The organism is Achromobacter pulmonis (genome assembly GCF_021733725.1).
Classification (GTDB): Bacteria; Pseudomonadota; Gammaproteobacteria; order Burkholderiales; family Burkholderiaceae_B; genus Achromobacter; species Achromobacter pulmonis.
The window spans coordinates 1,210,127-1,236,001 of the sequence record NZ_JAIFOT010000001.1; the positions used below are offsets into that span (position 1 = coordinate 1,210,127).

Consider the following 25,875-nt stretch of genomic DNA (forward strand, 5'->3'; position numbering starts at 1 on the left):
ATGCCCGCGCAACCCGACCCGCAGGAATATGACCTCATCATCAGCGGCGGCCGCATTGCCGACGGCCTGGGCGGCCCGGCGCGCCGCGCCGACCTGGCGATCCGCGGCGAACGCATCGCCGCCCTCGGCGACGGCTCGGGCTGGCGGGCGGCGCGCCGCATCGACGCCAGCCGCCAGGTGGTGGCGCCGGGCTTCATCGACTGCCACACCCACGACGACCGCGCCCTGCTCAATTCGCCGCTGATGCGGCCCAAGGTCAGCCAGGGCGTCACCACCGTGGTCACCGGCAACTGCGGCATCAGCCTGGCGCCGGTGCACGCGCCCGGCGATGCCGTGCCGCCGCCGCTGAACCTGCTGGCGCAGCACACCGGCGAACTGTATGCCCGCATGCAGGACTACGCCGCCGCCCTCGACGCCAGCCCGGCCGCCGTCAACAGCCTGGCCCTGGTGGGGCATTCGAGCCTGCGGGTGTCGGCCATGGCGCGCCTGGACCGGCCCGCCGACAAGCGCGAGATCGCCGCCATGCGCCATGCGCTGGACCAGGCCATGGCGGCCGGGGCCGCGGGCCTGTCCACCGGCCTGTACTACCCCACCGCCATGCACGCCAGCACCGAGGAAGTGATCGGCGTGGCCGAGCCGCTGTCGTCCTGGCAGGGCCTGTACACCACCCACCTGCGCGACGAGGCCGACCACGTCTGCGACGCCATGGAAGAAGCCTTCCTGATCGGCCGCGCCGCCGACGTGCCGGCGATCCTGTCGCACCACAAGGTCACCGGCAAGCACAACCACGGCCGCACCGCCGAAACGCTGGCGCTGTTCGACCGCGTGCGCGCCGACCAGCCGCTGGGCATGGACGTCTACCCCTACGCCGCCTCGTCCACCATCCTGGAACCGCGCCGGGTGCCGGCCGGCGAGAAGATCATCGTTACCTGGTCGCAGGCGCGGCCCGAGATCCAGGGCGTGGATCTGCGCGAACTGGCGGCGCGCGAGGGCAAGGACCCGCAGCGCCTGGCCGAGGAGCTGTCGCCTGGCGGCGCCATCTATTTCTCGATGGACGAAGACGACGTCAAGCGCGTCATCGGCCACGGCAGCGTGATGATCGGCTCCGACGGCCTGCCGCACGACCAGCGGCCGCATCCGCGCCTGTGGGGCGCGTTCTCGCGGGTGCTGGGACGCTATGTGCGCGAAATGCGGGTGCTGGGCATGGAAGAGGCGATCCGCCGCATGACCAGCCTGACCGCGGCCCAGTTCGGCCTGCGCGATCGCGGCGTGCTGCGCGCCGGCAGCTATGCCGACGTGGTGGTGTTCGACCCGGCCAGGGTGGCCGATATGGCCACCTTCGCCGAGCCGCTGCAACCGTCCGCCGGCATCCAGGCCGTGCTGGTCAATGGCCAACTGGTGGAAGCCGGCGGGGCGCCCACCGGCGCCCGCCCCGGCCGCCTGTTGCGCGGCGCGGACCGCGCCGCGCCCGGCTTCGAGACGCCTGCCTGGGCCGCCTGAATCCCGTCATCCGGCGCCGCTCGCGGGCGGCGCCCCGTTCCCGGAGCATCATGCACACAATCGTCATCGGCGCGGGCGTGGTCGGCATGGCCACCGCCTACTATCTGCACCGCGAAGGCCATCGGGTCAGCGTGGTCGACGCCGGGCCCGGCCCCGGCCTGGCCACCAGCCGGGCCAACGGCGCCCAGCTCAGCTACAGCTTCGTCGCGCCGCTAGCCGACCCCGCCGTGCTGCCCAGGTTGCCCGCCTGGCTGCTGGGCCGCGACACGCCGCTGCGCTGGCGGCCGCGGCTGGACCCGGCGCAATGGCGCTGGTGCCTGCATTTCCTGCAGGCCTGCACCCATGGCCGCAGCCGCGCCACCACCCGCGAGTTGCTGGCCCTGGGACTCTACAGCCGCCAATGCGTGCACGATCTCGTCGAGCGCGAACGGCCCGATTTCGATTTCAGCTCGCGCGGCAAGCTGCTGGTGTACCAGGACGCCGCCGCCTACGGCCGCGCGCTGGCGCAGAGGGACTACCAGGCCACGCTGGGCTGCGAGCAACGCGCCCTGGACCGACAGGCCTGCCTCGACCTGGAGCCGGCGCTGGCCGACATCGGCGCCAGCATCGCCGGCGCCATCTACACGCCCACCGAGGACGCCGGAGACTGCCTGAGGCTGTGCACCGAACTCGAACGCCTGCTGCGCGCCGCGCCCGGCGCGGTGGATTTTCATTTCGACACCCCGGTCACGGCGTTGCGCGCCGAAGGCGGCCGCATCGTCGCGCTGGCCACGCCGCAAGGCGAGCTGCAGGCCGACCATTACGTGCTGGCCGGCGGCATCGGCGCCCAGGCGCTGGCGCGCCGCATCGGGCTGGACCTGCGCATCTATCCGCTCAAGGGCTACAGCCTGACCTACGCCCTGACGCCCGACAGCATCGCGCCCGCCTCGAGCATCAGCGACATCGGCCGCAAGGTGGTCTATGCCCGGCTGGGGCAGCGCCTGCGGGTGGCGGGCATGGTCGATATCGGCGCCGCCGACGGCGCCGTCGATCCGCGCCGCACACGCAGCCTGGAAGCGGATGTGGCGCGCTTCTTCCCGCGCCTGAATCCGGCCGGCGCGCCGCAGACCTGGGCCGGCCTGCGACCGGCGCGCCCCGACGGCAAGCCGCTGATCGGCGCCACCCCGTGGCACAACCTGTGGCTCAATGCCGGCCACGGCGGCCTGGGCTTTACGCTGGCCGCCGGCAGCGCGCGCATGCTGGTCGACCTGATGCGCGGCCAGCGTCCAGCGGTCGAGGCGGCCGCATTCGCCCTGGCGGCCTGAAGGCGCGCCGGCAGCGGCGCGTTCCGCATGATCGCGGCCGGCAACGCGCCCGGCCGCCGTCCCGGCCTCAGTCCGCCTTGATGGCGCGGCTCTGGATCAGCTTGCCCCACTTGTCGCGTTCCTTCACCTCGAAGGCTGCCAGGTCGGCGCCGAACAGGTTGCCCGGCGTGGCGCCGCCCTGCGCCAGCGACTGTTTCAAGGCGGGAGATTGCAGCGCCTGCTTCATGGCGGCGATCAGTTTTTCGACGACCGGCGCCGGCGTGCCACGCGGCGCATACAGGCCCGACCAGGCCGTGACCTCGAAGCCGGGCAGGCCGGCTTCGGCCATGGTCGGCAGGTCGGGCGCGGCCGGACTGCGCTCGGCCGACGTCACCGCGATGCCGCGCAGACGGTCGCCGGCCTTGAGCGCGGCCATCGAACTGGGCAGGTTGTCCATCAGAATGTCGACCTGCCCGCCGATCACCGCCGGTATCGCCGCCGACGAGCCCTTGAACGGCACATGCAGCATCTGCAGGCCGGCCATCGATTCGAAATAGGCGCCCGTCAGGTGCACTGAAGACCCGATACCCGGCGAGGCATAGGAGTACTTGCCCGGGTCTTTCTTCACCGCGGCCACGACATCCTGCAACGTGCGCCACGGCGAACCGGCCGCGACCGCCATCACGTTGGGCGTGGACGCGATCATGCCCAGCGGTACCAGGTCGGTGGCGGGATCGAAGCCGATGTTGCTGTACAGGAACTCATTGACGCTTTGCGTGCCGATCGAGCCCAGCACGATGGTGTAGCCGTCCGGCCGGGCGCGCGCCGCCGCCGCCACGCCCAGGTTGCCGGCAGCGCCGGGCTTGTTCTCGACCACGATGGACTGGCCCAGCGCCGGCCGCAAGTGCTCGGCGATGGTGCGCGCAAAGATATCGGTGGTGCCGCCCGGCGGGAACGGCACGATCAGGGTGATGGGCCGCTCCGGCCACGTGGCCGCGGCGGCCGGGGCAATCATGGCGCCCGCTATCGCGGCCGCCCCCGCGAGCGCCCGCACGGCGCCGGTTCCTGCACGAAACAACCTGCCCATCCTCTTTCCCCTTCGTGTGAAGTGTTCGATTGATCAAACGGAATCGGGTGCATCGGTACTTCGCGGTTCGACACGGCCGGCGCTGCCGTGGGCAGGCCTTCGTGTCGCGGGCTGGCGCCCGACGTGACCATGCGGTCACTTTTCCCGCATTAGGAACCCGGGGGCCCGGCTTGTCAATCGGGAGAAAGAGGAATCGGGCGTTATCCCTAGGGCCGGCTGGCCGGTTGCGGGGCCGCTGGCGCCACGGTCTGGCCCGCGCCCGCGCCATCCTGCGGCGCCAGCCCGTCCCAGCCGCCGCCCAGGGCGACTATCAGATTGACGCTGGCCACCAGGCGGTTGCCATACAGGCTGAGCGCGCTGCGCTCGTTACTGAGCGCGGTGGCATCCACCACGGCCACACTCAGGTAGTCCACCAGGCCGGCCTTGTACTGGTTCTGGATCAGCCGCAGCGATTCGCGCGCCGACTCCAGGGCGCGGCGCTGCACGGCCTGCTCGTTCTCCAGCACGCGCAACTGGATCAGGTAGTCCTCGACCTCGCGCAGTCCGGTCAGCGCCGCCTGGCGGTACGCCGCTGCCTGCGCGTCATAGGATGCGCGCGCCTGCTCGACCTGCGCCTGGCGCGCGCCGCCGTCGAAAAGCGTCAGCGCCAGCGCCGGCCCCAGCGACCAGAAACGTGCCGGGGCGGTCAGCAGCTCGGCGAACTGGCCATTGCGGAACCCGCCGTCGGCCGACAGCGTCAGGCTCGGGAACCAGGCGGCCTGCGCCACGCCGATCTGCGCATTGGCGGCGGCCGCGCGGCGCTCGGCGGCGGCCACGTCAGGCCGGCGCTCCAGCAGCTCGGACGGCAGCCCCACCGGGATCTGCGGCAATTGCACCGAGAAGGGCGCCGGCGGCAGGCTGAACTGCGACGGCGCCTGTCCCATCAGCACCGCGATGGCGTGCTCGTACTGGCCGCGCTGCCAATCCAGGTCGATCGACTGCGCGCGCGTGCTTTCGAGTTGGGTGCGCGCCACGGCCACGTCCGCCTGCCCCGCCACGCCGACGTTATAGCGGTTCTGCGTGAGTTGCAGCGACTTCTCGTAGGCCGCGACGGTGGCGTCCAGCAGGCGCTTCTGCTCGTCCAGCACGCGCAGCTGCAGATAGGCCTGCACCAACGCGGCCTGCGCGCTCAGGCGGGTCGCGGCCAGGTCCGCCAGGCTGGCGGCGGCGCTGGCCTCGGAGGCTTCGACGCTGCGCCGCACCCGGCCCCACACGTCCAGCTCCCAGCTGACGCTGCCGGTCAGCGAATATTGATTGGCGACGTTGCCCCCGCCGGCCGACGAGGACGACGCACCGCTGCCCCCGCCGCTGCCGGAGCGGGTCAGGCCCGCGCCCGCCCCCACCGTGGGGAAGAAGCCGGCGCGCGCGCCGCGCACCAGGCCGAGCGCCTGGCGGTAGTTGGCCTCGGCCTGGGCGATGGTCTGGTTGGAGGCATTGAGCCGGTCCACCAGGCCGTCGAGCGTGGCATCGTCGTAGACGCGCCACCATTGGCCGCGGTCGGCGACATCGCGCGGCTCGGCCCGCTTCCAGCCCGGCACTTCGCCTTGCCCTTCTTTGTAGACGTTGCCCAGGTCCAGCGCCGGCCGCTGGTAGTCGGGACCGACGGCGCAGGCGGCCAGCGCCGCGCACAACGCCAGCGTGAGGCCGGCGCGCGGCAGGAAGGCGAAAGCAGGAGACTTGGCGTTGCGGATCATGGTTGTTCTATCGAAGCGGCGCCGCCGCGCCGGGTGCGCCCGCGCGCGGCCCAGAGACGGAAACGGTCAAGGTAGAGATAGACCACCGGGGTGGTGTACAGCGTCAGGATCTGGCTCAACACCAGTCCGCCCACGATGGTAATGCCCAGCGGCTGGCGCATCTCGACGCCGGCGCCGGACGCCAGGACCAACGGCAGCGCGCCGAAGATGGCGGCCATGGTCGTCATCATGATCGGCCTGAAGCGCGTCAGGCAGGCCTGGAAGATCGCCTCCCTGGGCGCCATGTGCTGGTTACGCTCGGCCTCGAGCGCGAAGTCCACCATCATGATGGCATTTTTCTTGACGATGCCGATCAGCAGGAACACCCCGATCAGCGCGATCAGCGTGAAGTCGGTGCGCACCAGCAGCAGCGCCAGCAACGCGCCCAGCCCGGCCGACGGCAGGGTCGACAGGATCGTCAGCGGATGCACGAAGCTCTCGTACAGGATGCCCAGCACGATGTACATGGTGACCAGCGCCGCCAGGATCAGCCACGGCTGCTGCGACAGCGTTTGCTGCAGCACCGCCGCCGTGCCCTGGAAGCCGGCCTGGATCTGGTCCGAAGGCAGCCCGATGCGCGCCACCGCGGCGTCAATGGCGGCGGTGGCCTGGCCCAGCGACACGCCCGGCGCCAGGCTGAACGACACCGTGTCCGCGACGAACAGCCCCTGGTGCTGCACGCTGAGCGGCGCGTTGGCGTTCTCGAAGCGGGCGAACGCGGCCATCGGCACGCGCTCGCCGCTCGCCGTGATGACCTCGACCTGCTTGAGCGACTCGATATCCTGGGCGAACTTCGGGTCCACCCCCAGCACCACGTGGTACTGGTTCAGCGGCCCGTACATCACCGATACCTGGCGCTGGCTGAAGGAATTGTTGAGCACGGCGGAAATGGTCGACATGCTCACGCCCAGCCGGGTCGCGGCATCGCGATCGATCACCAGGTTGATCTCGCGGCCCTTGTCCTCGACATCGGTGTCGACGTCGGTGATCTCGGGCACCTTGGCCATGGCCTGCTGCACCTTGGGCATCCAGGTGCGCAACAGTTGCAGGTCGCCAGACATCAACGTGTAGTCGTACGACCCCTGGCTCTGGCGGCCGCCGACGCGGATGTCCTGCTGCGCCACCAGGAACATGCGCGCGCCCGGCATGTTCTGCAATCGCGCCCGCAGGCGGTTGATGACAGCTTCGGCCGATACCTTGCGCTGCGCCAGCGGCTTGAGCTGGATCTGCATGAAGCTGCTGTTGCTGCCGCCACGGCCGCCGGCGTAGCCGGTCATGCTCTGCACCGCCGGATCGGCCAGCACCACCTTGCGCAGGGCTTCCAGCTTGGGCACCGTGGCCTGGAACGAGGTGCCCTGGTCGACCCGGAAGAAGCCCAGCAATTGGCCGGTATCCTGTTGCGGAAAGAAGCCCTTGGGCACCACGGTGTACAGGTACAGGTTCAACCCCACCGCCGCCGCCAGCACCAGCATCATCAGGCGGCTGTGCGCCAGCGCCCAGGCCAGGCTGCGGCGGTAGCCGTCCTGCATCCAGTCGAAGCCGCTCTCGGCCCAGCGCGCCAGGCGGCCGGGCGGCTTGGGCTGGTGGGGTTCGGCCTTGAGCAGGCGCGCGCACATCATCGGCGTCAGCGTCAGCGACACCACCAGCGACACCATGATGGACGCCGACAGCGTCACCGCGAACTCGCGGAACAGGCGCCCCGCCAATCCGCCCATCAGCAGGATCGGAATGAACACCGCCACCAGCGACAGGCTCATCGACAGCACCGTGAAGCCCACCTCGCGCGAGCCGCGCAGCGCCGCCCGCATCGGCGACATGCCGTTCTCGACGTGGCGCATGATGTTCTCCAGCACCACGATGGCGTCATCCACCACGAAGCCGGTGGCCACGATCAGCGCCATCAGCGAAATGGTATTGAGCGTGAAGCCGCACAGATACATGACGCAGAAGGTGCCGATCAGGGATACCGGCACCGCGATGCTGGGAATGATGGCCGCGCGCCAGCGCCGCAGGAAAAGCAGCACCACCAGCACCACCAGGCCCACCGAGATGATCAGCGTCAACTCGGCCTCGTGCAGCGAAGCGCGGATGCTGGGCGTGCGGTCCTGCGCCACGGTCAGCTGCACGTCGGCCGGCATCAGCGCCAGCAGCGTCGGCAACTGGGCGCGCACCGCGTCCACGGTCTCGATGATGTTGGCGTCGGCCTGGCGCCGCACGATCATCAGGATCGCATTGCGCTGATTGAAGAAACCGGTCTGGTACAGATCCTCGACCGAATCCTCGACCTTGGCCACGTCCGCCACCCGCACCGGCGCGCCGTCGCGCCAGGCCACGATCAGCGGCCGGTACTGCTCGGCGCGGCTGAGCTGGTCGTTGACCATGATCTGCCAGTGGTAGCGGTCGTTCTCCAGCACCCCCTTGGGCCGGTTGGCGTTGGCATTGGCCAGCGCGGTGCGCACTTCGTCCAGCGACACGCCGCGATTGGCCAGCGCGCCCGGCAGCACGGTCACGCGCACCGCTGGCAGCGAACTGCCGCCCACCGTGACCTCGCCCACCCCATTCACCTGCGACAGCTTCTGCGCCACGATGGTCGAGGCCAGGTCGTACATCTGCCCCTGGCTCAGGGTATCGGACGTCATCGCCAGCGTCATGATGGGCGCGTCCGACGGGTTGAACTTGTGATACGTAGGGTTGCTGCGCAGGCTGGTCGGCAGCAGCGAGCGCGCCGCGTTGATGGCGGCCTGCACGTCGCGGGCAGCGCCGTTGATGTCGCGCGACAGATCGAATTGCAAGGTCACGCGGGTCGAACCCTGCGTGCTGCTGGACGTCATCTCGGTCACGCCGGCGATGCTGCCCAGCGAGCGCTCCAGCGGCGTGGCGACGCTGGAGGCCATGGTCTCGGGGCTGGCGCCCGGCAGGCTGGCCGACACCGAGATGGTGGGAATGTCCATCTGCGGCAGCGGCGCCACCGGCAGCAGGAAGAACGACAGCATGCCCGCCAGCACGACCGCCAGCGACAGCAGCGTGGTCGCCACCGGCCGCACGATGAAGGGCGCCGACAGGATCACGGCGCGTCTCCGGCAGGCGCTTCGCGCAGGCCGCGCCAGCGCCGCGACAGGCGGTCGAACATCAGGTAGATCACCGGCGTGGTGAACAGCGTCAGCACCTGGCTCAGCAGCAGGCCGCCGACCATCACCAGGCCGAGCGGCTGGCGCAGCTCGGCGCCGGTGCCGGTCGACAGCATCAGCGGCAGTGCGCCGAACAACGCGGCCAGCGTGGTCATCAGGATCGGCCGGAAGCGCAGCAGCGCCGCCTCATGGATCGCGGCGCGCGGCGACAGCCCGCGCTTGCGCTCGGCGTCGAGCGCGAAGTCGATCATCATGATGGCGTTTTTCTTGACGATGCCGATCAGCAGGATGATGCCGATGATGCCGATCATGTCCAGCTCGGTGCCGCTGATCAGCAGCGCCAGCAGCGCGCCGACCCCGGCCGACGGCAGCGTCGAGAGGATGGTGATGGGGTGGATGTAGCTTTCGTACAGCACGCCCAGCACGATGTACATGGTGACGATGGCCGCCAGGATCAGCCACAGCGTGCTCGACAGCGAATTCTGGAACGCCAGCGCCGCCCCTTGGAAACGTGTCTCGATGCCGGCCGGCAGGCCGATCCCGGCCTCGGCCGCGGTGATCGCCTCGACCGCGTCGGACAGCGAGGCGCCGCGCGCCAGGTTGAACGACACCGTGACCATCGGGAACTGGTCCAGCCGGTTCACTGCCAGCACCGTCTTGCCCTCGGTGATGCGGGCGATGGACGACAACGGCACTTGCGCGCCGGAGGAGGTCGGCACGTGGATCTGGCCCAGCGAGGCCGGGTTCATCTGGAACTGCGGCTGCACCTCCAGCACCACGCGGTATTGGTTGGACTGGGTGAAGATGGTGGATATCAGGCGCTGGCCGAAGGCGTCGTACAGCGCCTCGTCCACCACCGACGCCGTAATTCCCAGGCGCGAGGCGGCGTCGCGGTCGATCTCGACCCAGGTCTGCAAGCCGTCATCCTGCAGGTCATCGGTCACGTCCGTCAGGCCCGGCACCTGGCGCAGCCGCTCGATCAGCTTGGGGGTCCATTCGCTCAGCACCTTCAGGTCCGGATTGGACAGCGTCATCTGGTATTGCGTGCGGCTGACCCGGTCCTCGATGGTCAGGTCCTGCACCGGCTGCATGTAGACGGTCAGGCCATCCTGCTTGCCAAAGGCTTCCTGCAGCCGCGCCATGACGGCGCGCAGATCACCGCTGCGCTCGGACTGCGGCTTGAGCGCGATCTGCATGCGGCCGGCGCTGAGCGTGGCGTTGCTGCCATCCACGCCGATGAACGACGACACCGCCTGCACATCGGGATCCTCCAGCGCCAAGCGCGCCGCCGCCTGCTGGCGCTCGGCCATGGCGGTGAACGAGATCGATTGCGGCGCCTGCGTAATGGCCTGGATCAACCCGGTGTCCTGCTGCGGGAAAAAGCCCTTGGGAACCAGGATGTACAGCAGCACCGTCAGCGCGAAGGTGGCCAGCGCCACCAGCAGGGTCAGCGGCTGATGCCGCAGCACCTTCTGCAGCATGCGGTCGTAGGCGGCGATGGTGCGGTCGATGAAGGCGCCGGTGACCTGATGGAAGCGGCCATGCTTCTGTTCGGATTCGGCGCGCAGCAGGCGCGCGCACATCATCGGTGTCAGTGTCAGCGACACCACCAGCGATATCAGGATCGACACCGCCAGCGTGATGGCGAACTCGCGGAACAGCCGGCCCACCACCTCGGTCATGAACAGCAGCGGAATCAGCACCGCGATCAACGAGAAGGTCAACGAGATCAGCGTGAAGCCGATCTGCTGCGCGCCCTTGAGCGCGGCCTGCAGCGGCGTCTCGCCTTCTTCGATGTGGCGGGCGATGTTCTCGATCATGACGATGGCGTCGTCCACCACGAAACCGGTGGCGATGGTCAGCGCCATCAGCGTCAGGTTGTTGATGGAAAAGCCCGCCAGGTACATGATGCCGAAGGTGCCCACCAGCGACAGCGGCACCACCACGCTGGGAATCAGCGTCGCGGTCAGGCTGCGCAGGAACACAAAGGTCACCATCACCACCAGCGCCACCGCCAGCAGCATCTCGAACTGCACGTCGGCCACCGAGTCGCGGATGGTCTGGGTGCGATCCGACACCACCGTCACGTCCAGCGTGGCCGGCAGCGCGGCGCGCAGTTGCGGCAGCAGCGCCTGGATGCGGTTGACCACGTCGATGACGTTGGCGCCAGGCTGGCGCTGGATGTTGAGCAGGATGGCCGGTTTGTCGCCGGCCCAGGCGGCCTGGCGCGTGTCCTCGGCGCCCTCGACCGCGCGCGCCACATCCGACAGGCGCAGGGGCGCGTTGTTCTTGTAGGCGATGATCAGGTTGTTGTAGTCGGTCGGCGTCTTGAGCTGGTCGTTGGCGTTGACGGTGGTCGAGCGCAGCGGCCCATCCAGGTTGCCCTTGGGCTGGTTGACGTTGGCGCCCACCACGGCGGTGCGCAGGTCGGCCAGCCCCAGGCCATTGGCCGCCAGCGCCTGCGGATTGACCTGCACGCGCACGGCCGGGCGCTGCCCGCCCGCCACGCTCACCAGGCCCACGCCCGGAATCTGCGACAGCTTCTGCGCCACCCGCGTGTCCACCAGGTCGCGCACCTGCGGCAGCGGCATGGTCGGCGAGGTGATCGCCAACGTCAGCACCGCCGCGTCGGCCGGGTTGACCTTGTTATAGGTCGGCGGCACCGGCAGGTCGCTGGGCAGCAGGTTGGACGCCGCGTTGATGGCGGCCTGCACCTGCTGCTCGGCCACGTCCAGCGGCAGCGTCAGGTTGAACTGCATGGTGATGACCGAGGCGCCGCCCGAACTGGTCGACGACATCTGGTTCAGGCCCGGCATCTGGCCGAACTGCCGCTCCAGCGGCGAGGTCACCAGCGACGTCATCACATCGGGACTCGCGCCCGGGTACAGCGTGGTCACCTGGATGGTGGGGTAGTCGACTTCGGGCAGGGCCGCGACCGGCAGCAGACGGTAGGCGATGAAGCCGGCGATCAGGATGGCCACCATCGACAGCGTGGTGGCCACCGGCCGCAGAATGAACAGGCGCGACGGGCTCACGGCGCGGCCTCCGGGTCAGCGCGTGGCGGGCGTGGTGCCCGCCGGCGCGCCCCCGCCCAGCGACTTGTCCTTGGCGGCGGGAATCACCTTGTCGCCACCCACGATCTCGACCTTGGCGCCAGCGCGCAGGCGGTCGGTGCCCTCGGTGACGACGCGATCGCCCGGCTGCAGGCCTTCGTTGACGGCCACCATGCCGTTGTTGATGGCGCCCAGCTTGACCTGCCTGACCTGCACGGTATTGTCCGGCTGCACCAGGAACACGAAGGCGCCGGCCGACCCCTGCTGCACCGCCGCCGTCGGAATCGCGGTCACGCCCTTGCGTGTCAACACGTGCAGACGCACGTTGACGAACTGGTTGGGAAACAGCGCGTCGTCCTGGTTGTCGAACCTGGCCTTGAGCTTGAGGGTGCCGGTGGCAACGTCGATCTGGTTGTCCAGCGTCTCCAGCGTGCCGGACGCGATGCGGTGGGTGTCGGCGCGATCATAGGCTTGCACCGCCAGGGTCTTGCCCTGGGCCAGTTCGGCGCGCACTTCCGGCAACTGCGTCTCGGGCAGCGTGAACACCACCGAGATCGGCTGGGTCTGCGTGATCACCACCAGGCCATTGGTGTCCGAGCTGGACACCAGGTTGCCGCGGTCGACCAGGCGCAGGCCGAGCCGGCCGCTGATCGGCGCGGTGATGCGGGCGTAGTCCAGCTGCAGCCGGGCATTGTCGACATTGGCCTGGTCGCTCTTGATGGTGCCTTCGTACTGGCGCACCAGCGCGGCCTGGGTGTCGACCTGCTGCTTGGCGATGGAGTCCTGCTTGAACAGGGCCTGGTAGCGCTGCAGATCGCGGCGCGCGTTTTCGAGCAGCGCCAGGTTCTGCATCTGCGTGCCGCGGGCCTGATCCAGCGCCACCTGGAAGGCGCGCGGGTCGACCTGGGCCAGCAGATCGCCGGCCTTGACCCGCTGGCCTTCCTGGAAGGCCACGTCGACCAGTTCGCCGCTGACGCGGCTGCGCACGGTGACGGTGTTGTAGGCCGTAACGGTGCCCAGGGACTTGAGGAAGATGTCGATGTCCTGCGTGACGGCGCTGGCCACCCGCACCGGCACGGCCATATTGGCCATCGCCGCGGCCATGTTGGGCCGCCCGCCCGCGCCCGGCCGCCCGCCGCCCGGCTTGGCCGCCGGCCGCAGCGCCAGCCAGGCAATACCGGCAACCACCAGCAACAGCACCGCCAGCCCGATGATTCTGCGGCGGGTCCAGCGGGAAGGCGATGAAACGGGACGGCTATCGGACATGGGATACGGTTCCGGCACAGACGGAGAAAACCGTATTGTGACCCAGGCGGCCGACATTTCCGTGATTGCCCGTTGCCGCTGAAATAGGCCGCAACAGGAATCGGGGCGGGATCGACGCCGGACACGGCGTCCGGGCGGCGGGCTACGCGTGCTGCCGCTCGCCGGTGCGAGGCAAGCCCGGATGCGGGCTGCCCGAATACCGGTTGCCCGTATGCCGCCTCAGGAATTGCAGAGCGTCATCTGGAACGGGATGCTGCGGGCCACCTGCTGGGGTTTGAACTCGCCGTCCTGGGTCGAGAAGCGGATCCAGATCATGTACTTGTTGGCGCTGATCTCGGGAAACACGCCCTGGGCCGAGTCCACCCACACCCGCAGCAACTGGTACTGCTTGCCGCCCAGCATCTGCTGGTAGGCGCCCTGCTCGGCCACGATGTCGGTCTTGCGGCCGGACTCGCGCAACAGGCGCAGCGCCATGGTCAGGCCCTCGAACAGCGGAGCGAAGGGAGCCAGCCAGGCCTGCAGGTCGGCGCAACGCGCGGCCTCGGGCTTTTGCTGCCAGGCATAGTACGAGGGCATGTCGACCTGGGTGGCGCCGCCGGGCACCGCCAGCCGGCCACGCAGGCTGGTGAGCCATTCGTTTTCCCGCAACGACTGGCCGGTCTTGCCGGGCGCGGCGAGCGACGCCGAGACTTTCTCCAGCTCGCGCAGCATGCCTTCGAGCGCGTCCTGCGCCACCCCGGGGTGATCGCGCAGGCCCACCAGCGCCACGCGCTGGCGTTCGAGGTCCTGCAGCACCGCGCCCTTGACGTCGGTGCGCTCGCACACGTCGAGCAGGTCGAACAACGAGGTGACGGCGACCTGGTGCAGGCGTGAATCCCCCTCGCGGGCAAAGAAGAACAGCCTGTCGAACAGGTATTCGAGCCGCAGGTAAGCGCGAATGCGCTCATTGAAGGGATATTCGAAAACAATCACGCTTGTAATCAGGCCCATCGGAAGCCGGCCCGCGGGCCGGGATTATTCGGGAGTGCCGGCCAAGCCCGGGGCTTGCCGGCCCGTCGAGGCCGCCAGTGCAAGCCAGCGGTCGTGCAGGATCTTTGCCTGCGCGCGCAAATGCGCCGGCGAGGTCGCGCCGCCATTGTCGATGACGTCGTCCGCGACTTCGAGCCGGCTGGCCCGCGCAGCCTGTGCCGCCATGATACGCCGGATGGCTGAGTCCGTCAGCCCGCTGCGCGCCCGCACGCGCGCCACCTGCGTGTCCGGATCGCAGTCCACCACACAGATGCGATCGACACGATCGCGCCAGCGCGCGATCGACTCCACCAGCAGCGGCACCACGAATACCAGGTAGGCGCCGCGCGCGGCCTCGGCCTGGCGCTCGGTCTCCAGGCCGATGGCCGGATGCAGGATGGCCTCCAGGCGCAGGCGGACCTGGGCGTCGGCAAAGGCGCGCTCGCGCATCCAGTCGCGATCGAGCGCGCCGGCCGGCGTCAATGCGTCCGGGCCGAACTCGCGCTCGATGGCGTCCATGGCGCCACCGCCCGCCGCCGTCAGCGCACGCGCGATCTCATCGGTGTCGATCACCGACGCGCCCCATTCGCCCAGCATGTCGGCCACGCGCGACTTGCCCGAGCCGATGCCGCCTGTCAAACCAATCTTGAACATGTTCGTCCTTCGCTTGCGGCCCGGCCCCGCCCGGCTACGCCATCCGGCGCGTGCCGCCGCGGGCCATGCGCGCGTTCACAACAACCACCCCAGGCCCTGCTCGCCCCCCAGCAGCAGCACGGCCAGGCCGGCCAGCGCCAGGTACGGACCGAATGGCAGCGCCTGGCCCCGGCGGACCCGGCCGCTGAGCGTCAGGGCGCCTCCCACCAGCACGCCCGCCACCGACGCGGCCAGCAGCAGCATGGGCAGCGCGCCGACGCCGAACCAGGCCCCCAGCGCCGCCAGCAGCTTGAAGTCGCCAAAGCCCATGCCTTCACGCCCGGTCAGCAGGCGGAATGCATGAAAGATAACCCACAGGAACAGATAGCCGGCGACCGCGCCCACCACCGCCATCGGCAAGGGAGTGAAGGCATCGAACAGGTTCACCAGCAGGCCGGCCCAGGCCAGCGGCAACGTAATGGCATCGGGCAGCAGCGTCGATTCCAAGTCGATCCAGGCCAACGCCACCAGCGCCGCCGACAGCCCCATGGCGCACAGCGCGATGGGGGTGGCGCCGAAGCGCCAGGCGCAGACGGCGAACAGCACGGCGGTGAACCCTTCGATGGCGGGATAGCGCCAGCCGATCGGCGCCTGGCAGGCGGCGCAACGGCCGCGCAGCGCCAGCCACCCCGCCAACGGCAAGCGGCGCCACCCGGTCACGGGCGCGGCGCAATGCGGACAATGCGCCGCCAGCGCCCACAGGCCAGGATCGGCGGGCGGCCGCGCCTGGCCCGCCGTCTCCTGGCAATGCGCCTGCCATTCGCGCTCCATGAGACGCGGCAGGCGATGGGTCACCTGGGTCAGCCAGCTGCCGACCGCCAGGCCGGCCAGCGCGGCCAACGCCACGAACCACGCCAGGGGTATGGGAAAGACATGCCAGAGCGTTGTCATGGCCGCTCCGGCCAAGCGGCGCGGCGGGTCCGCCATCCGGTGGGAACGGCGCGCCCGCGGGCGGGCCGCCCGGAGCCGTGTCGTAATTTGTGCATAAAGTGCCGCCGGCGCCTTTCACGGTTGGGGTGAACGTATCGAATCTTCGCATAAGTGCGTAAAATCGGAGACAGACTCAATTTACGGATCAGTTGCCATGACCGCGCGCGTCCACCTCCTTACCCGCCCCCGTAAACTCGGCATTCTGGGGCTGCTGCTAGCGGGCACGGCGCTGGGTGCCGCGGGCTGTGCCCAGCAACGCACCGAAGGCTATTACGATCCCCCCGCCGAAAGCACCGTGACCGACGCCCAGTACCAGGGTTCCGGCGCGGGTTATCGCACCGTGCTGCGGGCGCCGTCGCAGGTGCAGATCGCGCTCAAGCCCGACCAGAAGAAGACCCCGTCGCAGGCTGCCGCCAGCCAGGGCGCCACCACCGAGGACGGCCAGGCCGTGCCCGAAGGGGCCAGCGCCGATGCCGCCGCCCCCGCGCCAGCGCCGGTTGCCTCGCAAAGCACCGCCGCCAACAGCCTGGTGCCGCAGCCGCAGACCTACATGGGCACCCTGCCGTGTTTCTCGCCCGCCATGCAATGCACGGCGCAGCGCGTGACCCTGACGCTGGCGCCCAACGGCCGCTGGCGCGGCCGCACCGCCTACCTGGAAGACGATCCGAAAAAGGCGGCGCCGGTGGTCGAACAAGGCTGCTGGGATGCCACCGACGAACATCCGCCGCGCGTCATCCTGCTCGATGCCCGGGGCAACGTGCGGGTCGAATTCGTCGTGGCCGCCAACAACGTGCTGCGCGTGCGCTCCATCGGTGGCAAGACGCCCAACCTGAACTACAACCTGACGCGTCAGCCGGATCTCGATCCGATCGACGAACTGGCCAAGGCCCAGGCGCCCCAGTGCCCCTGAGCCTGGCCGGCCGCTGATCCGCCAGCCGCCAGCACCCACCGCAGGGCCTGCCTGACAACGCGTCGGCAGGCCCTGTGTCTTTCGCGGCGCGCCTCCAGCGCTGCCCGATGTGAGCGCCTACTTGCTCCAGAATCCTTTTTTGACAAGCTCCGTGGCGCGATCCGCGATCACCACGGCGACCGTGTCAGGGGAGGTCGCATAGCGGGCCGGCGCGGACCCGGCCCGCGCGCAGCCGGACATCGTCGGCGCCGCTGGCGCCACGCCGGAGTGGCCGCGCCCGCACAGCCGGCATGCCAGCGCCATGGCGTTGCGCACGTCGAGCTTGGCGAAGATCCGGGCGCGATGGGCTTCGACGGTGCGCAGCGAGATCTCCAGGTCGATGGCGATGACCTTGTTGGGACGCCCTGCCACGATGTAATCGACGATCTCGCGCTCGCGCGGCGTCAACACGGAGAGGATGGCGGGCAGATCGGGATGGGGAACGTACATAGAACAACTCTGCAATGAAAGGTTGCAGAGAGTCTGCCCCCCCGCGGCTGGCCGCGTAAGCTGGCAATTTTGTCAGGGGGAGCCGCGCGCCGGTGAACGCGGCTCCTGCCGCGCACGGGCCGGCGACGCGAGCGGGCGCCCCCGGTCTGGATGAATCTCGGACCGGATCAGGCCGTGTAGGACAGTTCCAGATTGTCGATCAGACGCGTCGCGCCCAGCTTGGCGGCGGCCAGCACCACCACGGGTTCGCCGGCCAGCAGGTCGGCGGCTTCCGGACGCTTGAGGTCGCGCTGGCGGCGCAGGGCGATGTAATCGACCTGCCAACCGCGATCGGTCAGGTGCCGGGTGGCATCGGCTTCGAGCGCGGCGGCATCGCGTTCGCCCGCCGCCAGGCGCTGACCCAGCTGCCGCAGCGCGGCGTACAGGGCAGGCGCCTCGGCGCGCTCGGCATCGCTCAGGTAGCGGTTGCGCGAAGACAGCGCCAGGCCGTCGTCGGCGCGCACGGTCTCGTGCGCCAGCACCTCCACCGGCAGCTGGAACTGGCGGCACATGTTGCGCACCACCATCAGCTGCTGGTAATCCTTCTTGCCAAACACCGCCACCCGCGGCTGGACACAGGAAAACAGCTTGAGCACCACGGTGCTGACGCCGGCGAAGAAGCCCGGACGGAACTCGCCTTCGAGAATGTCGCCCAGGTCGTCCGGCGGCTGCACGCGAAAGTTCTGCGGTTCCGGGTACATCTCGCGCTCATTGGGCGCGAACAGCACATAGACGTCGCGCGCACGCTCGAGTTTCTCGATGTCGGCGGCCAGGGTGCGCGGGTATTGGTCGAAATCCTCGTTCGGCCCGAATTGCAGGCGGTTCACGAAGATGCTGGCGACCACCGGATCGCCGTGCTGGCGCGCCAGCTTCATCAGCGCCAGGTGGCCTTCGTGCAGGTTGCCCATGGTGGGCACGAACGAGACGCGGTTCTGGCCGCGCAGGTGGTCGCGCAATTCCTGGATGGTGTGGACGACTTTCAAGGGAAATCTCCGGGATTGGGCGCACAGCCCGGGGGGAATCGGATCAGGCGGCGACCGCCGCAACGCTGGTATAGGCCAGGCGCACGTAGATGGGCGCGTACGGCTCGGCCTGGGTGATTTCCAGCAGCGACTCGCGCGCCAGTTCCAGCATGGCGATGAAATGCACCACCACCACCGCGGCCGGCGCGCCTTCGCGCACCCGTTCCATGAACAGGTCGCCGAACTCCATGAAGCGCACGTCGTTCAGGCGCCGCAGGATGTGCGTCATGTGGTCGCGCACCGACAGCTGTTCGCGGGTGATGTGATGGTGCTGGTTGAGCTTGGCCCGCTTCATGATGTCGGCCCACGCGGCGCGCAGGTCGTCGACGCTGACCTCGGGCAGCATGCGCTCGACGCTCAAGTCGGCGACCGCATGGCTGGTGACGAAGTCGCGGCCCAGCTGCGGCAAGGCGTCGAGCTTCTGCGCGGCCAGCTTCATCTGTTCGTATTCGAGCAGGCGGCGCACCAGTTCGGCGCGCGGGTCCTCGGGCTCTTCGCCGGTGTCGGTCTTCTTGACCGGCAGCAGCATGCGCGACTTGATCTCGATCAGCATGGCCGCCATCAGCAGGTACTCGGCGGCCAGTTCCAGGTTGTGGATGCGGATCTGTTCCACATACGACAGGTACTGCCGCGTGACATCCGCCATCGGGATGTCCAGCACATTGAAGTTCTGCTTGCGGATCAGGTAGAGCAGCAGGTCCAGCGGCCCCTCGAAGGCCTCCAGGAACACCTCCAGCGCGTCCGGCGGAATGTACAGGTCCGTCGGCATCTGGAACAGCGGCTCGCCGTACAGGCGCGCGAAGGCGACGCTGTCGACGGTATCCGGCGTGCTGTCGACGGAGGGTTCCACTAGCGCGGCCAGGGCATCGCCCGGGACGGAGGGGTTGTGGGCCATGGCTGCCGCAACGGTATCAGTCGGCCTGATACACGTACGGCCTTTGCGGCACGCGGGCCGCGCGGAAGCCTTCCAGCAGTTCCGGGTCCTGCGGCTTGTCCCAGAGACGGGCGCGGCCTTCGCGCTGGCGCTCTTCGGTGCCAGGATGCGACTGCTTGTAGTCTTTCAGGAACTGGGTGATCTCGGATTCGTAGTTGGTTGCCATGGCACCAATTTCAGTGGGTTTCGGATACCCGGAGTTTACTGCACGCCGGCCCGGGGCCCGGCGTTACAATCTTCCGGGTCCCACCGCCCGCCTCCGCCATGTCCGCCGAATCCGCAGCCGCAGCCAATCCCGCTCCTCCTTCAACCCCGGACGCGGTACGCGCGGCGCGCATGATTCCCTTCATCGTCGGCTGCGCGCTATTCATGCAGATGCTGGACGCCACCGTGGTCGCCACCGCCCTGCCGGCCATGGCGCGGGCCCTGGGATCGACCCCGGTGCGGCTGAACGTCGCCATCACCGCCTACCTGCTGTCGGTGGCCGTGTTCGTGCCGGTCAGCGGCTGGGCCGCCGACCGCTACGGCGCGCGCCGCGTCTTCATCGCCGCCATCGGCCTGTTCACCCTGAGTTCCGTGGCCTGCGCCCTGTCGCAGGACCTGCCACAGCTGGTCATCGCCCGGGTGGTGCAGGGCATGGCCGGCGCCATGATGGTGCCGGTCGGCCGCATCATCCTGCTGCGCACCGTGCCCAAGCAGGACCTGCTCAAGGCCATGTCGTTCCTGTCGATCCCGGCGCTGCTGGGGCCGGTGATCGGGCCGCCGCTGGGCGGCTTCATGGTCACGTACATGTCGTGGCACTGGATCTTCCTGATCAACATCCCCATCGGCGTGCTCGGCATCGTGCTGGTGCTGCGCTACGTGGCGGAAATCAAGGAAGCCGCCGCGCCGCGCCTGGACTGGATCGGTTTCCTGCTCAGCGCGGTGTGCCTGGCGACCCTGGTCAGCGGCTTCGAGGCCATCGGCCGCGACGTCATGCCGCTGCCGCTGCTGCTAGGCCTGATCGCCGTGGGCATCGCCTGTGGCCTGCTCTATGGCCGGCATGCGCGCCGCACCGAGCATCCCATCATCGACCTGGCGCTGATGCGCATTCCGACCTTCGCCATCTCGACGCTCGGCGGCAACCTGTGCCGCTTCGCCGTGGGCGCCACGCCCTTCCTGCTGGCCATGCTGCTGCAAGTGGGCTTCGGCCTGTCGCCGTTCTCGGCCGGCCTGATCACCTTCGCCAGCGCCGCCGGCGCGCTGCTGATGAAATTCGTCGCCACGCCCATCGTCAGGCACTTCGGCTTTCGCCGCGTGCTGACCGTGAACGCGGTGCTGACCGGCGCCTTCATCGTGATCTGCGCCACCTTCACGCCCACCACCCCGGTCTGGCTGATGATCGCCATCCTGCTGGTGGGCGGTTTCTTTCGCTCGCTGCAATTCACCGGCGTAAATACGCTAACCTATGCCGACATCCCCTCGGCCAGAATGAGCCGCGCCAGCAGCTTCGCCGCCATGGCGCAGCAACTGGGCATCAGCCTGGGCGTGGGCGTGGCGGCGGTGACGCTGAACATCAGCATGACCCTGCGCGGGGCCGACACGCTGGCGGTGGGCGACGTGATCGCCGGCTTCATCGTCATCGGCCTGCTGTGCGCGGCCTCGGTCTTTTCCTTTAGACGCCTCGACCCGCTGGCCGGGGCACACCTGAACGGCGCCAAAAACAGTGACGACGAATGAATTTATCCTGGCCCTGGACCAGGGCACGACCAGCTCCCGCGCCATCGTGTTCGACCGCGACGGCGTGGTGCGCGGCATCGGCCAACGTGAATTCCGCCAGCACTACCCGCGGCCGGGCTGGGTCGAACACGACCCCGGCGAGATCTGGCACAGCCAGCTCGACGTGGCGCGCGAGGCCTTGCGCAATGCCGCCGCCAGCGCCGCCGACGTGGCCGCCATCGGTATCACCAACCAGCGCGAAACCACTCTGATCTGGGACCGCGCCAGCGGCCGCCCGCTGGCCCGCGCCATCGTCTGGCAGGACCGCCGCACCGCCCCCATGTGCGACCAGTTGCGCCAGGACGGCCACGCCGATTTCCTGCAATCGCGCACCGGGCTGGTACTGGACGCCTACTTCTCCGGCACCAAGCTGGCCTGGCTGCTGGATCATGTGCCGGGCGCGCGCCAGAAGGCCGAGCGCGGCGAACTGGCCTTCGGCACCGTCGACACCTGGCTGATCTGGCAACTGACCGGCGGCGCGGTGCACAGCACCGACCCCAGCAACGCCTCGCGCACCATGCTGTTCGACCTGCACACGCAGGACTGGAACGACGAGATCCTGGCGCTGCTGAAGATTCCGCGCAGCGTGCTGCCGTCGATCGCCGCCAGCAGCGCGGTGGTGGGCGAAGCCCTGCCCGAATGGCTGGGCGGCTCGATCCCCATCGCCGGCGTGGCCGGCGACCAGCAGGCCGCCACCTTCGGCCAGGCCTGCTTCAAACCCGGCATGGCCAAGAACACCTATGGCACCGGCTGCTTCATGCTGATGAACGTGGGCGACAAGCCGGTGCAGTCGCGCAACCACCTGCTGTCGACCGTCGGCTGGGGCCTGCCGGTGGCGGGCCAGGACGGCTGGCGCCCGGCCTACATGCTGGAAGGCGGCGTGTTCGTGGCCGGCGCCGCGGTGCAATGGCTGCGCGACGGCCTGGGCATCATCCAGCGCTCCGAGGAAATCGAATCGCTGGCCGCCAGCGTGGCCGACACCGACGACGTGTTCATGGTGCCGGCCTTCGCCGGCCTGGGCGCGCCGCACTGGGATCCCTACGCCCGCGGCACGCTGGTGGGCCTGACGCGCGGCACCACCCGCGCCCACATCGCCCGCGCCACGCTCGAATCGATTGCGCTGCAAAGCGCCGAACTGCTGAGCTGCATGAATGGCGACAGCGGCATCGCCCTGACCGAGCTGCGGGTGGACGGCGGCGCGGCCCGCAACGATCTGCTGATGCAGATGCAGGCCGACCTGCTGGGCGTGCCGGTGGTGCGGCCGCGGGTGGCCGAATCGACCGCGCTGGGCGCGGCCGGACTGGCGGGCCTGGCGGTCGGGTTCTGGTCCAGCCAGGACGAATTCGCCTCCAAGTGGCAGGCCGAGCGCACCTTCGAGCCGGCCTGGCCGGAATCGGTGCGCCAGGCCCGCATGCAGCGCTGGCGCCAGGCGGTGGAATTGTCCAAGGGCTGGGCCAACTCCGCCAGGTAAATGGCCGCCATCCGGCGCGCCACCGAGGCGCGCCGGCCGGCCACTCAGGGCCGCCGCGCCCGCGCCTGCATCGCCCGCAACGCCATGCGGTAACCGGCGAACACATAGAACGCATTGCTGTTCATCAGCAGCCAGGCGCCCGCGCCGCCCAACAGCGCCACCACCGGCCCGACCGCCCGCATATCGCCCTGCGACCAGGCGACCAGGCCCAGCACGCCCGCCGCCGCCAGCACCAGCGCCGTGCGCTTGAGCAGCACCAGGCCCAGGCTGTGGCCGCTCATGAAGGCCACCACGCCGATCGCCAGCACCAATGCCGTCACGACGCAGGCCAGCACCAGCGCGAAGGCGGCCAGCGCCGGCCCCGCCGGGCGCAGCAACAGGCTCAAGAGGCCGATGCCCACGCCGATGCCGCCCACCATCGTCAGTACCGCCAGCGCCAGCGGCGACCACAGGCCCGGCGGCGCGGCGCGCGCATCCATCGCGGCGACGAAGCGGTGCATGGCCGCGGACGCTTCCGGCGCGCTCGCCTGGCCGCCATCCTGGCGCAGCGCCGCCTCCAGCCGCCGGCATTGCGCGATCAGCGCATTCAGCCCGGGGCCGGACGGCGCCATCACAGCCTCGTCACGCCCGGGGCGTGTTCGGCCACCGTCTTGCGCAGAGCGGCCATGGCCTCCTGCACGGCGGTCGGCCGGAACGCGTCCTCGCGCCAGTACATGGCCACCGAGCCGAAGCCCGACAACCGCACCGGGATGATGCGCATCGCCTTCATCTGCGCGAAGCGCAGCGCGGCGCGGTGCGAGGCCACCCCGATCATGTCGCTGTTGTTGATCAAGGTGAGGTTGATGGTGACCGAATTGGACTCGACGTGGTCGGCCGGCGGCGCCTGCCCGGCCGAGGCCAGCGCGGCGTCGACCGCGTTGCGGATCGGCGTGCCCTTGGGCCACAGGATCCAGCGGTACGACAGCAGATCCGGCCAGCCCGGCTGCTCCAGCGCGAACAGCGGATGGCGCGGCCGCGCCACCAGGTGGATCGGCTCCAAGTACAGCGCTTCGAAGCGGATGGCCGGATCATGGTGCTCGGGCGCCGAGCGGCCCACCACGATGTCCAAGTCGCCCTGCGCCAGTTGCGCCAGCAGGCGGTCGGTGGTGCCCTCCACCAGTTTCACACGCGCCTGCGGCATGCGTTCGAGCAGCTTCATCACCGCCAGCGGCACGGTGTCCGACGCCGACGCGCCCGAGGCGCCGATCACCACCCGGCCGCCGCCGCCCTCGCGCAAGGCGGCCATGTCGGCGCTGGCGCGGTCCAGCTGCGCCTCGACCCGCTGCGCGTGCGCGATCAGCACGTCGCCATGCGGCGTCGGCCGCAGGCCGCGCGCATGGCGCTCGAACAGCGGCAGGCCAATGTCGTCTTCCAGATCCTTCAGCCATTTCGACAGCCCCGGCTGGGTCGTGTTGAGCATGGCGGCCGAATGGCTGATGTTGCGGGTCTGGGCCAGGCTGAGCAGCATTTTCAGGTTGCGCAGCCGCAACCGGTGAGTCCAGTCCATGGAGCCCCCCTTGTCTCTTATCCATATTGTTATTGGTATGGATAATAAGATAATTTCATTTCAAAACACATAGCTCGTTCCGCATAATCGCCTCCATATCAGGTCCCGCCGCGCCCGCCGCGACGGGGCGACAGAAGCCGGCGCCGACGCCGGCCCCAGGAGACAACCATGCCCGACGGCCACCCCCTCGGCGCGGATCGCGCCGCCTATTACGCGCGCATCGCCCAGAAGCACATGGCCCCCTTGTGGGAATCGCTGCACAACCTGGTGCCGCGCCAGCCCGCGCCGCGCTGCGTGCCGGCCATCTGGAAATACGACGAGGTGCGCGATGACGTGCTGGCCTCCGGCTCGCTCATCAGCGCCGAGGAAGCCGTGCGGCGCGTGCTGATCCTGGAGAACCCCGGCCTGCCCGGCCAGGCCAGCATCACGCAGAGCCTGTATGCCGGCCTGCAGTTGATCCTGCCCGGCGAGATCGCGCCCAGCCACCGCCACACCCAATCGGCGCTACGCTTCATCGTCGAGGGCAGCGGCGCCTATACCGCCGTCAACGGCGAGCGCACCACCATGCATCCGGGCGACTTCATCATCACGCCGTCCTGGACCTGGCACGACCACGGCAACGCCGAGACCGTCGAAGGCGGCGAACCGGTGGTCTGGCTCGACGGCCTGGACATTCCCCTGCTGCGTTTCCTGGACGCCGGCTTCGCCGAGAACTATCCGTCCGCCACCCAGCCGGTCACGCGCCCGGAAGGCGACAGCATGGCGCGCTACGGCCACAACATGGCGCCAGTGCGCCACCGCGCCGCCAGCGGCACCTCGCCGATCTTCAACTACCCCTACGAGCGCAGCCGCGAGGCGCTGGACGCGCTCTACCGCCACGGCGAACTGGACCCCTGGGACGGCGTCAAGCTGCGCTACCTGAACCCGGCCACGGGCGGCTACCCCATGCCCACCATGGCCACCTTCATGCAGTTGCTGCCGGCCGGCTTCCAGGGCAAGGCCTATCGCAGCACCGACTCCACCGTCTACAGCGTGGTGGAAGGCCGCGGCATCGCCCGCATCGGTGACGCCGAATTCCATTTCGGCCCGCGCGACGTGTTCGTCGCGCCGTCGTGGCAGCCGGTGCAGCTGGCGGCGCTGGAAGACGCCACGCTGTTCAGCTATTCCGACCGCCCGGTGCAGGACGCACTGGGCCTGTGGCGCGAAGAACGCATCGCCTGACGCCGGCGGGCCGCCGCGCCTGCCTTCCCCTTTTCGTTCCGCCTTCAAAGGTTGATTCATGTCTTACGTGTTTGCTCCCGCCGACCCTGTCGCCGTGCCCGTCGCCGGCAGCCAGGACCGCTTTCCCGTGCGCCGCGTCTATTGCGTCGGCCGCAACTACGCCGCCCACGCCCGTGAAATGGGCTTCGATCCCGACCGCGAGCCGCCGTTCTTCTTCTGCAAGCCGGCCGACGCCGTGGTGCCGGTGGCCGAGGGCAGCACGCTTTCGCTGCCCTACCCGCCCGAAACCGCCAACCTGCACTATGAGATCGAGCTGGTCGCGGCCATCGGCAAAGGCGGCGCCAATATCGCGGTCGAGTCCGCGCTGGAACACGTGTGGGGCTATGCCGTCGGCCTGGACATGACGCGCCGCGACCTGCAGATGAAGATGCGCGAGGCCGGCCGTCCCTGGGAGCTGGGCAAGGCCTTCGACCAGAGCGCGCCGATCGGCCCGCTGCTGCCCGCGGCGCAGGCGGGCGATCTCCATCATGCCGGCATCTGGCTGCAGGTCAACGGCGCCGACAAGCAACGAAGCGACATCGGCAAGCTGATCTGGTCCGTCGCCGAGACCATCGCCTACCTGTCCAAGTACTTCCGCCTGGAAGCCGGCGACCTGATCTATACCGGCACGCCCGACGGCGTGGGCCCGGTGGTGCGCGGCGACACGATGCTGGGCGGGGTGGACGGCCTGGGCACGCTCAGCGTGCAGATCGCCTGAGGACCGAC

General features: G+C 69.4%; 21 protein-coding genes. 7 read left to right on the top strand and 14 right to left on the bottom strand.

The annotated features are described in order from the left end of the window. Nucleotides 1-1,500 carry an N-acyl-D-amino-acid deacylase family protein gene (locus tag K2W61_RS05570; protein ID WP_236755167.1) on the top strand — a complete coding sequence of 500 codons (1,500 nt, stop codon included), beginning with the start codon at nucleotides 1-3 and terminating at the stop codon, nucleotides 1,498-1,500. Nucleotides 1,501-1,550: 50 nt separating this feature from the next. Beyond that, entirely contained in the window at nucleotides 1,551-2,804 is a 1,254-nt protein-coding gene (locus K2W61_RS05575; RefSeq protein WP_175135003.1) for a D-amino acid dehydrogenase, read from the top strand. Between the two features lie 67 nt (nucleotides 2,805-2,871). On the opposite strand, the gene K2W61_RS05580 is transcribed toward K2W61_RS05575, so the two are convergent. The 8 genes from K2W61_RS05580 to K2W61_RS05615 all read right to left on the bottom strand — a co-directional run bounded on the left by K2W61_RS05580 (nucleotide 2,872) and on the right by K2W61_RS05615 (nucleotide 15,681). Beyond that, the gene (locus tag K2W61_RS05580; protein ID WP_419761588.1) at nucleotides 2,872-3,870 is read right to left on the bottom strand and encodes a Bug family tripartite tricarboxylate transporter substrate binding protein; all 999 of its coding nucleotides are present in this window, start codon (nucleotides 3,868-3,870) and stop codon (nucleotides 2,872-2,874) included. 206 nt (nucleotides 3,871-4,076) lie between these two features. After that, on the bottom strand, nucleotides 4,077-5,603 hold the full coding sequence (locus K2W61_RS05585) for an efflux transporter outer membrane subunit (protein WP_236755169.1): 1,527 nt from the start codon (nucleotides 5,601-5,603) through the stop codon (nucleotides 4,077-4,079). Then, complete coding sequence (locus tag K2W61_RS05590) at nucleotides 5,600-8,710, bottom strand: multidrug efflux RND transporter permease subunit (RefSeq protein ID WP_175135001.1); 3,111 nt, start codon at nucleotides 8,708-8,710, stop codon at nucleotides 5,600-5,602. Before K2W61_RS05590 ends, K2W61_RS05585 begins: the two co-directional genes overlap by 4 nt. Continuing rightward, a complete protein-coding gene (locus K2W61_RS05595; RefSeq protein WP_175135000.1) occupies nucleotides 8,707-11,805 on the bottom strand; it encodes an MdtB/MuxB family multidrug efflux RND transporter permease subunit in 3,099 nt (1,032 codons plus the stop codon). Before K2W61_RS05595 ends, K2W61_RS05590 begins: the two co-directional genes overlap by 4 nt. 15 nt (nucleotides 11,806-11,820) lie before the next feature. Beyond that, complete coding sequence (locus K2W61_RS05600) at nucleotides 11,821-13,089, bottom strand: MdtA/MuxA family multidrug efflux RND transporter periplasmic adaptor subunit (protein ID WP_175134999.1); 1,269 nt, start codon at nucleotides 13,087-13,089, stop codon at nucleotides 11,821-11,823. A gap of 219 nt (nucleotides 13,090-13,308) precedes the next feature. After that, a complete protein-coding gene (zapD, locus tag K2W61_RS05605; RefSeq protein WP_244957784.1) occupies nucleotides 13,309-14,061 on the bottom strand; it encodes a cell division protein ZapD in 753 nt (250 codons plus the stop codon). 42 nt (nucleotides 14,062-14,103) lie between these two features. Then, entirely contained in the window at nucleotides 14,104-14,751 is a 648-nt protein-coding gene (gene coaE, locus K2W61_RS05610; RefSeq protein WP_175134998.1) for a dephospho-CoA kinase, read from the bottom strand. Nucleotides 14,752-14,826: 75 nt separating this feature from the next. Further along, nucleotides 14,827-15,681: a prepilin peptidase gene (locus K2W61_RS05615; protein ID WP_236755170.1), complete on the bottom strand. Its 855-nt coding sequence runs from the start codon at nucleotides 15,679-15,681 to the stop codon at nucleotides 14,827-14,829. A gap of 193 nt (nucleotides 15,682-15,874) precedes the next feature. On the opposite strand from K2W61_RS05615, the gene K2W61_RS05620 reads away from it, so the two are divergent. Next, nucleotides 15,875-16,630 carry a copper resistance protein NlpE N-terminal domain-containing protein gene (locus K2W61_RS05620; RefSeq protein WP_175134996.1) on the top strand — a complete coding sequence of 252 codons (756 nt, stop codon included), beginning with the start codon at nucleotides 15,875-15,877 and terminating at the stop codon, nucleotides 16,628-16,630. 117 nt (nucleotides 16,631-16,747) lie between these two features. On the opposite strand, the gene K2W61_RS27715 is transcribed toward K2W61_RS05620, so the two are convergent. The 4 genes from K2W61_RS27715 to K2W61_RS05640 all read right to left on the bottom strand — a co-directional run bounded on the left by K2W61_RS27715 (nucleotide 16,748) and on the right by K2W61_RS05640 (nucleotide 19,280). Further along, nucleotides 16,748-17,119, bottom strand: coding sequence for a response regulator transcription factor (locus tag K2W61_RS27715; protein WP_175134995.1), 372 nt, complete (start codon nucleotides 17,117-17,119; stop codon nucleotides 16,748-16,750). 167 nt (nucleotides 17,120-17,286) lie between these two features. Beyond that, complete coding sequence (gene panC / locus K2W61_RS05630; protein ID WP_175140162.1) at nucleotides 17,287-18,141, bottom strand: pantoate--beta-alanine ligase; 855 nt, start codon at nucleotides 18,139-18,141, stop codon at nucleotides 17,287-17,289. A 43-nt stretch (nucleotides 18,142-18,184) separates the two neighbouring features. Continuing rightward, a complete protein-coding gene (locus tag K2W61_RS05635) occupies nucleotides 18,185-19,075 on the bottom strand; it encodes a segregation and condensation protein A (protein WP_175134993.1) in 891 nt (296 codons plus the stop codon). 16 nt (nucleotides 19,076-19,091) lie between these two features. Further along, nucleotides 19,092-19,280, bottom strand: a complete 189-nt coding sequence (locus tag K2W61_RS05640) for a DUF3460 family protein (RefSeq protein WP_175134992.1) — start codon at nucleotides 19,278-19,280, stop codon at nucleotides 19,092-19,094. 98 nt (nucleotides 19,281-19,378) lie between these two features. Between K2W61_RS05640 and K2W61_RS05645 the strand changes: the two genes are divergently transcribed. Both K2W61_RS05645 and glpK read left to right on the top strand, forming a co-directional pair. After that, nucleotides 19,379-20,833, top strand: a complete 1,455-nt coding sequence (locus tag K2W61_RS05645; protein ID WP_175134991.1) for a DHA2 family efflux MFS transporter permease subunit — start codon at nucleotides 19,379-19,381, stop codon at nucleotides 20,831-20,833. Next, the gene (gene glpK / locus K2W61_RS05650; RefSeq protein ID WP_175134990.1) at nucleotides 20,820-22,343 is read left to right on the top strand and encodes a glycerol kinase GlpK; all 1,524 of its coding nucleotides are present in this window, start codon (nucleotides 20,820-20,822) and stop codon (nucleotides 22,341-22,343) included. Before K2W61_RS05645 ends, glpK begins: the two co-directional genes overlap by 14 nt. 44 nt (nucleotides 22,344-22,387) lie before the next feature. Here glpK and K2W61_RS05655 read toward each other — a convergent pair whose 3' ends face one another. Further along, nucleotides 22,388-22,954, bottom strand: coding sequence for a hypothetical protein (locus tag K2W61_RS05655; protein ID WP_175140163.1), 567 nt, complete (start codon nucleotides 22,952-22,954; stop codon nucleotides 22,388-22,390). After that, the gene (locus K2W61_RS05660; protein WP_175140164.1) at nucleotides 22,954-23,889 is read right to left on the bottom strand and encodes a LysR substrate-binding domain-containing protein; all 936 of its coding nucleotides are present in this window, start codon (nucleotides 23,887-23,889) and stop codon (nucleotides 22,954-22,956) included. The genes K2W61_RS05655 and K2W61_RS05660 overlap by 1 nt, the downstream gene beginning before the upstream one ends. A gap of 168 nt (nucleotides 23,890-24,057) precedes the next feature. Here K2W61_RS05660 and gtdA point away from each other — a divergent pair, with 168 nt between their 5' ends. Both gtdA and K2W61_RS05670 read left to right on the top strand, forming a co-directional pair. Next, complete coding sequence (gene gtdA, locus K2W61_RS05665; protein ID WP_175134987.1) at nucleotides 24,058-25,110, top strand: gentisate 1,2-dioxygenase; 1,053 nt, start codon at nucleotides 24,058-24,060, stop codon at nucleotides 25,108-25,110. Between the two features lie 58 nt (nucleotides 25,111-25,168). Continuing rightward, nucleotides 25,169-25,867 (top strand): fumarylacetoacetate hydrolase family protein, encoded by a 699-nt coding sequence (locus tag K2W61_RS05670; RefSeq protein ID WP_236755171.1) that lies wholly within the window; start codon nucleotides 25,169-25,171, stop codon nucleotides 25,865-25,867. Nucleotides 25,868-25,875: the final 8 nt, after the last annotated feature.

Excerpts from the sequence above, each read along its gene's own strand:
- K2W61_RS05570 (WP_236755167.1), top strand. The coding sequence starts at position 1 with ATGCCCGCGCAACCCGACCCGCAGGAATATGACCTCATCATCAGCGGC.
- K2W61_RS05575 (WP_175135003.1), top strand. The coding sequence starts at position 1,551 with ATGCACACAATCGTCATCGGCGCGGGCGTGGTCGGCATGGCCACCGCC.
- K2W61_RS05580 (WP_419761588.1), bottom strand. The coding sequence starts at position 3,870 with ATGGGCAGGTTGTTTCGTGCAGGAACCGGCGCCGTGCGGGCGCTCGCG.
- K2W61_RS05585 (WP_236755169.1), bottom strand. The coding sequence starts at position 5,603 with ATGATCCGCAACGCCAAGTCTCCTGCTTTCGCCTTCCTGCCGCGCGCC.
- K2W61_RS05600 (WP_175134999.1), bottom strand. The coding sequence starts at position 13,089 with ATGTCCGATAGCCGTCCCGTTTCATCGCCTTCCCGCTGGACCCGCCGC.
- coaE (WP_175134998.1), bottom strand. The coding sequence starts at position 14,751 with ATGTTCAAGATTGGTTTGACAGGCGGCATCGGCTCGGGCAAGTCGCGC.
- K2W61_RS05615 (WP_236755170.1), bottom strand. The coding sequence starts at position 15,681 with ATGACAACGCTCTGGCATGTCTTTCCCATACCCCTGGCGTGGTTCGTG.
- K2W61_RS05620 (WP_175134996.1), top strand. The coding sequence starts at position 15,875 with ATGACCGCGCGCGTCCACCTCCTTACCCGCCCCCGTAAACTCGGCATT.
- K2W61_RS27715 (WP_175134995.1), bottom strand. The coding sequence starts at position 17,119 with ATGTACGTTCCCCATCCCGATCTGCCCGCCATCCTCTCCGTGTTGACG.
- K2W61_RS05635 (WP_175134993.1), bottom strand. The coding sequence starts at position 19,075 with ATGGCCCACAACCCCTCCGTCCCGGGCGATGCCCTGGCCGCGCTAGTG.
- K2W61_RS05640 (WP_175134992.1), bottom strand. The coding sequence starts at position 19,280 with ATGGCAACCAACTACGAATCCGAGATCACCCAGTTCCTGAAAGACTAC.
- K2W61_RS05645 (WP_175134991.1), top strand. The coding sequence starts at position 19,379 with ATGTCCGCCGAATCCGCAGCCGCAGCCAATCCCGCTCCTCCTTCAACC.
- K2W61_RS05655 (WP_175140163.1), bottom strand. The coding sequence starts at position 22,954 with ATGGCGCCGTCCGGCCCCGGGCTGAATGCGCTGATCGCGCAATGCCGG.
- K2W61_RS05660 (WP_175140164.1), bottom strand. The coding sequence starts at position 23,889 with ATGGACTGGACTCACCGGTTGCGGCTGCGCAACCTGAAAATGCTGCTC.
- gtdA (WP_175134987.1), top strand. The coding sequence starts at position 24,058 with ATGCCCGACGGCCACCCCCTCGGCGCGGATCGCGCCGCCTATTACGCG.
- K2W61_RS05670 (WP_236755171.1), top strand. The coding sequence starts at position 25,169 with ATGTCTTACGTGTTTGCTCCCGCCGACCCTGTCGCCGTGCCCGTCGCC.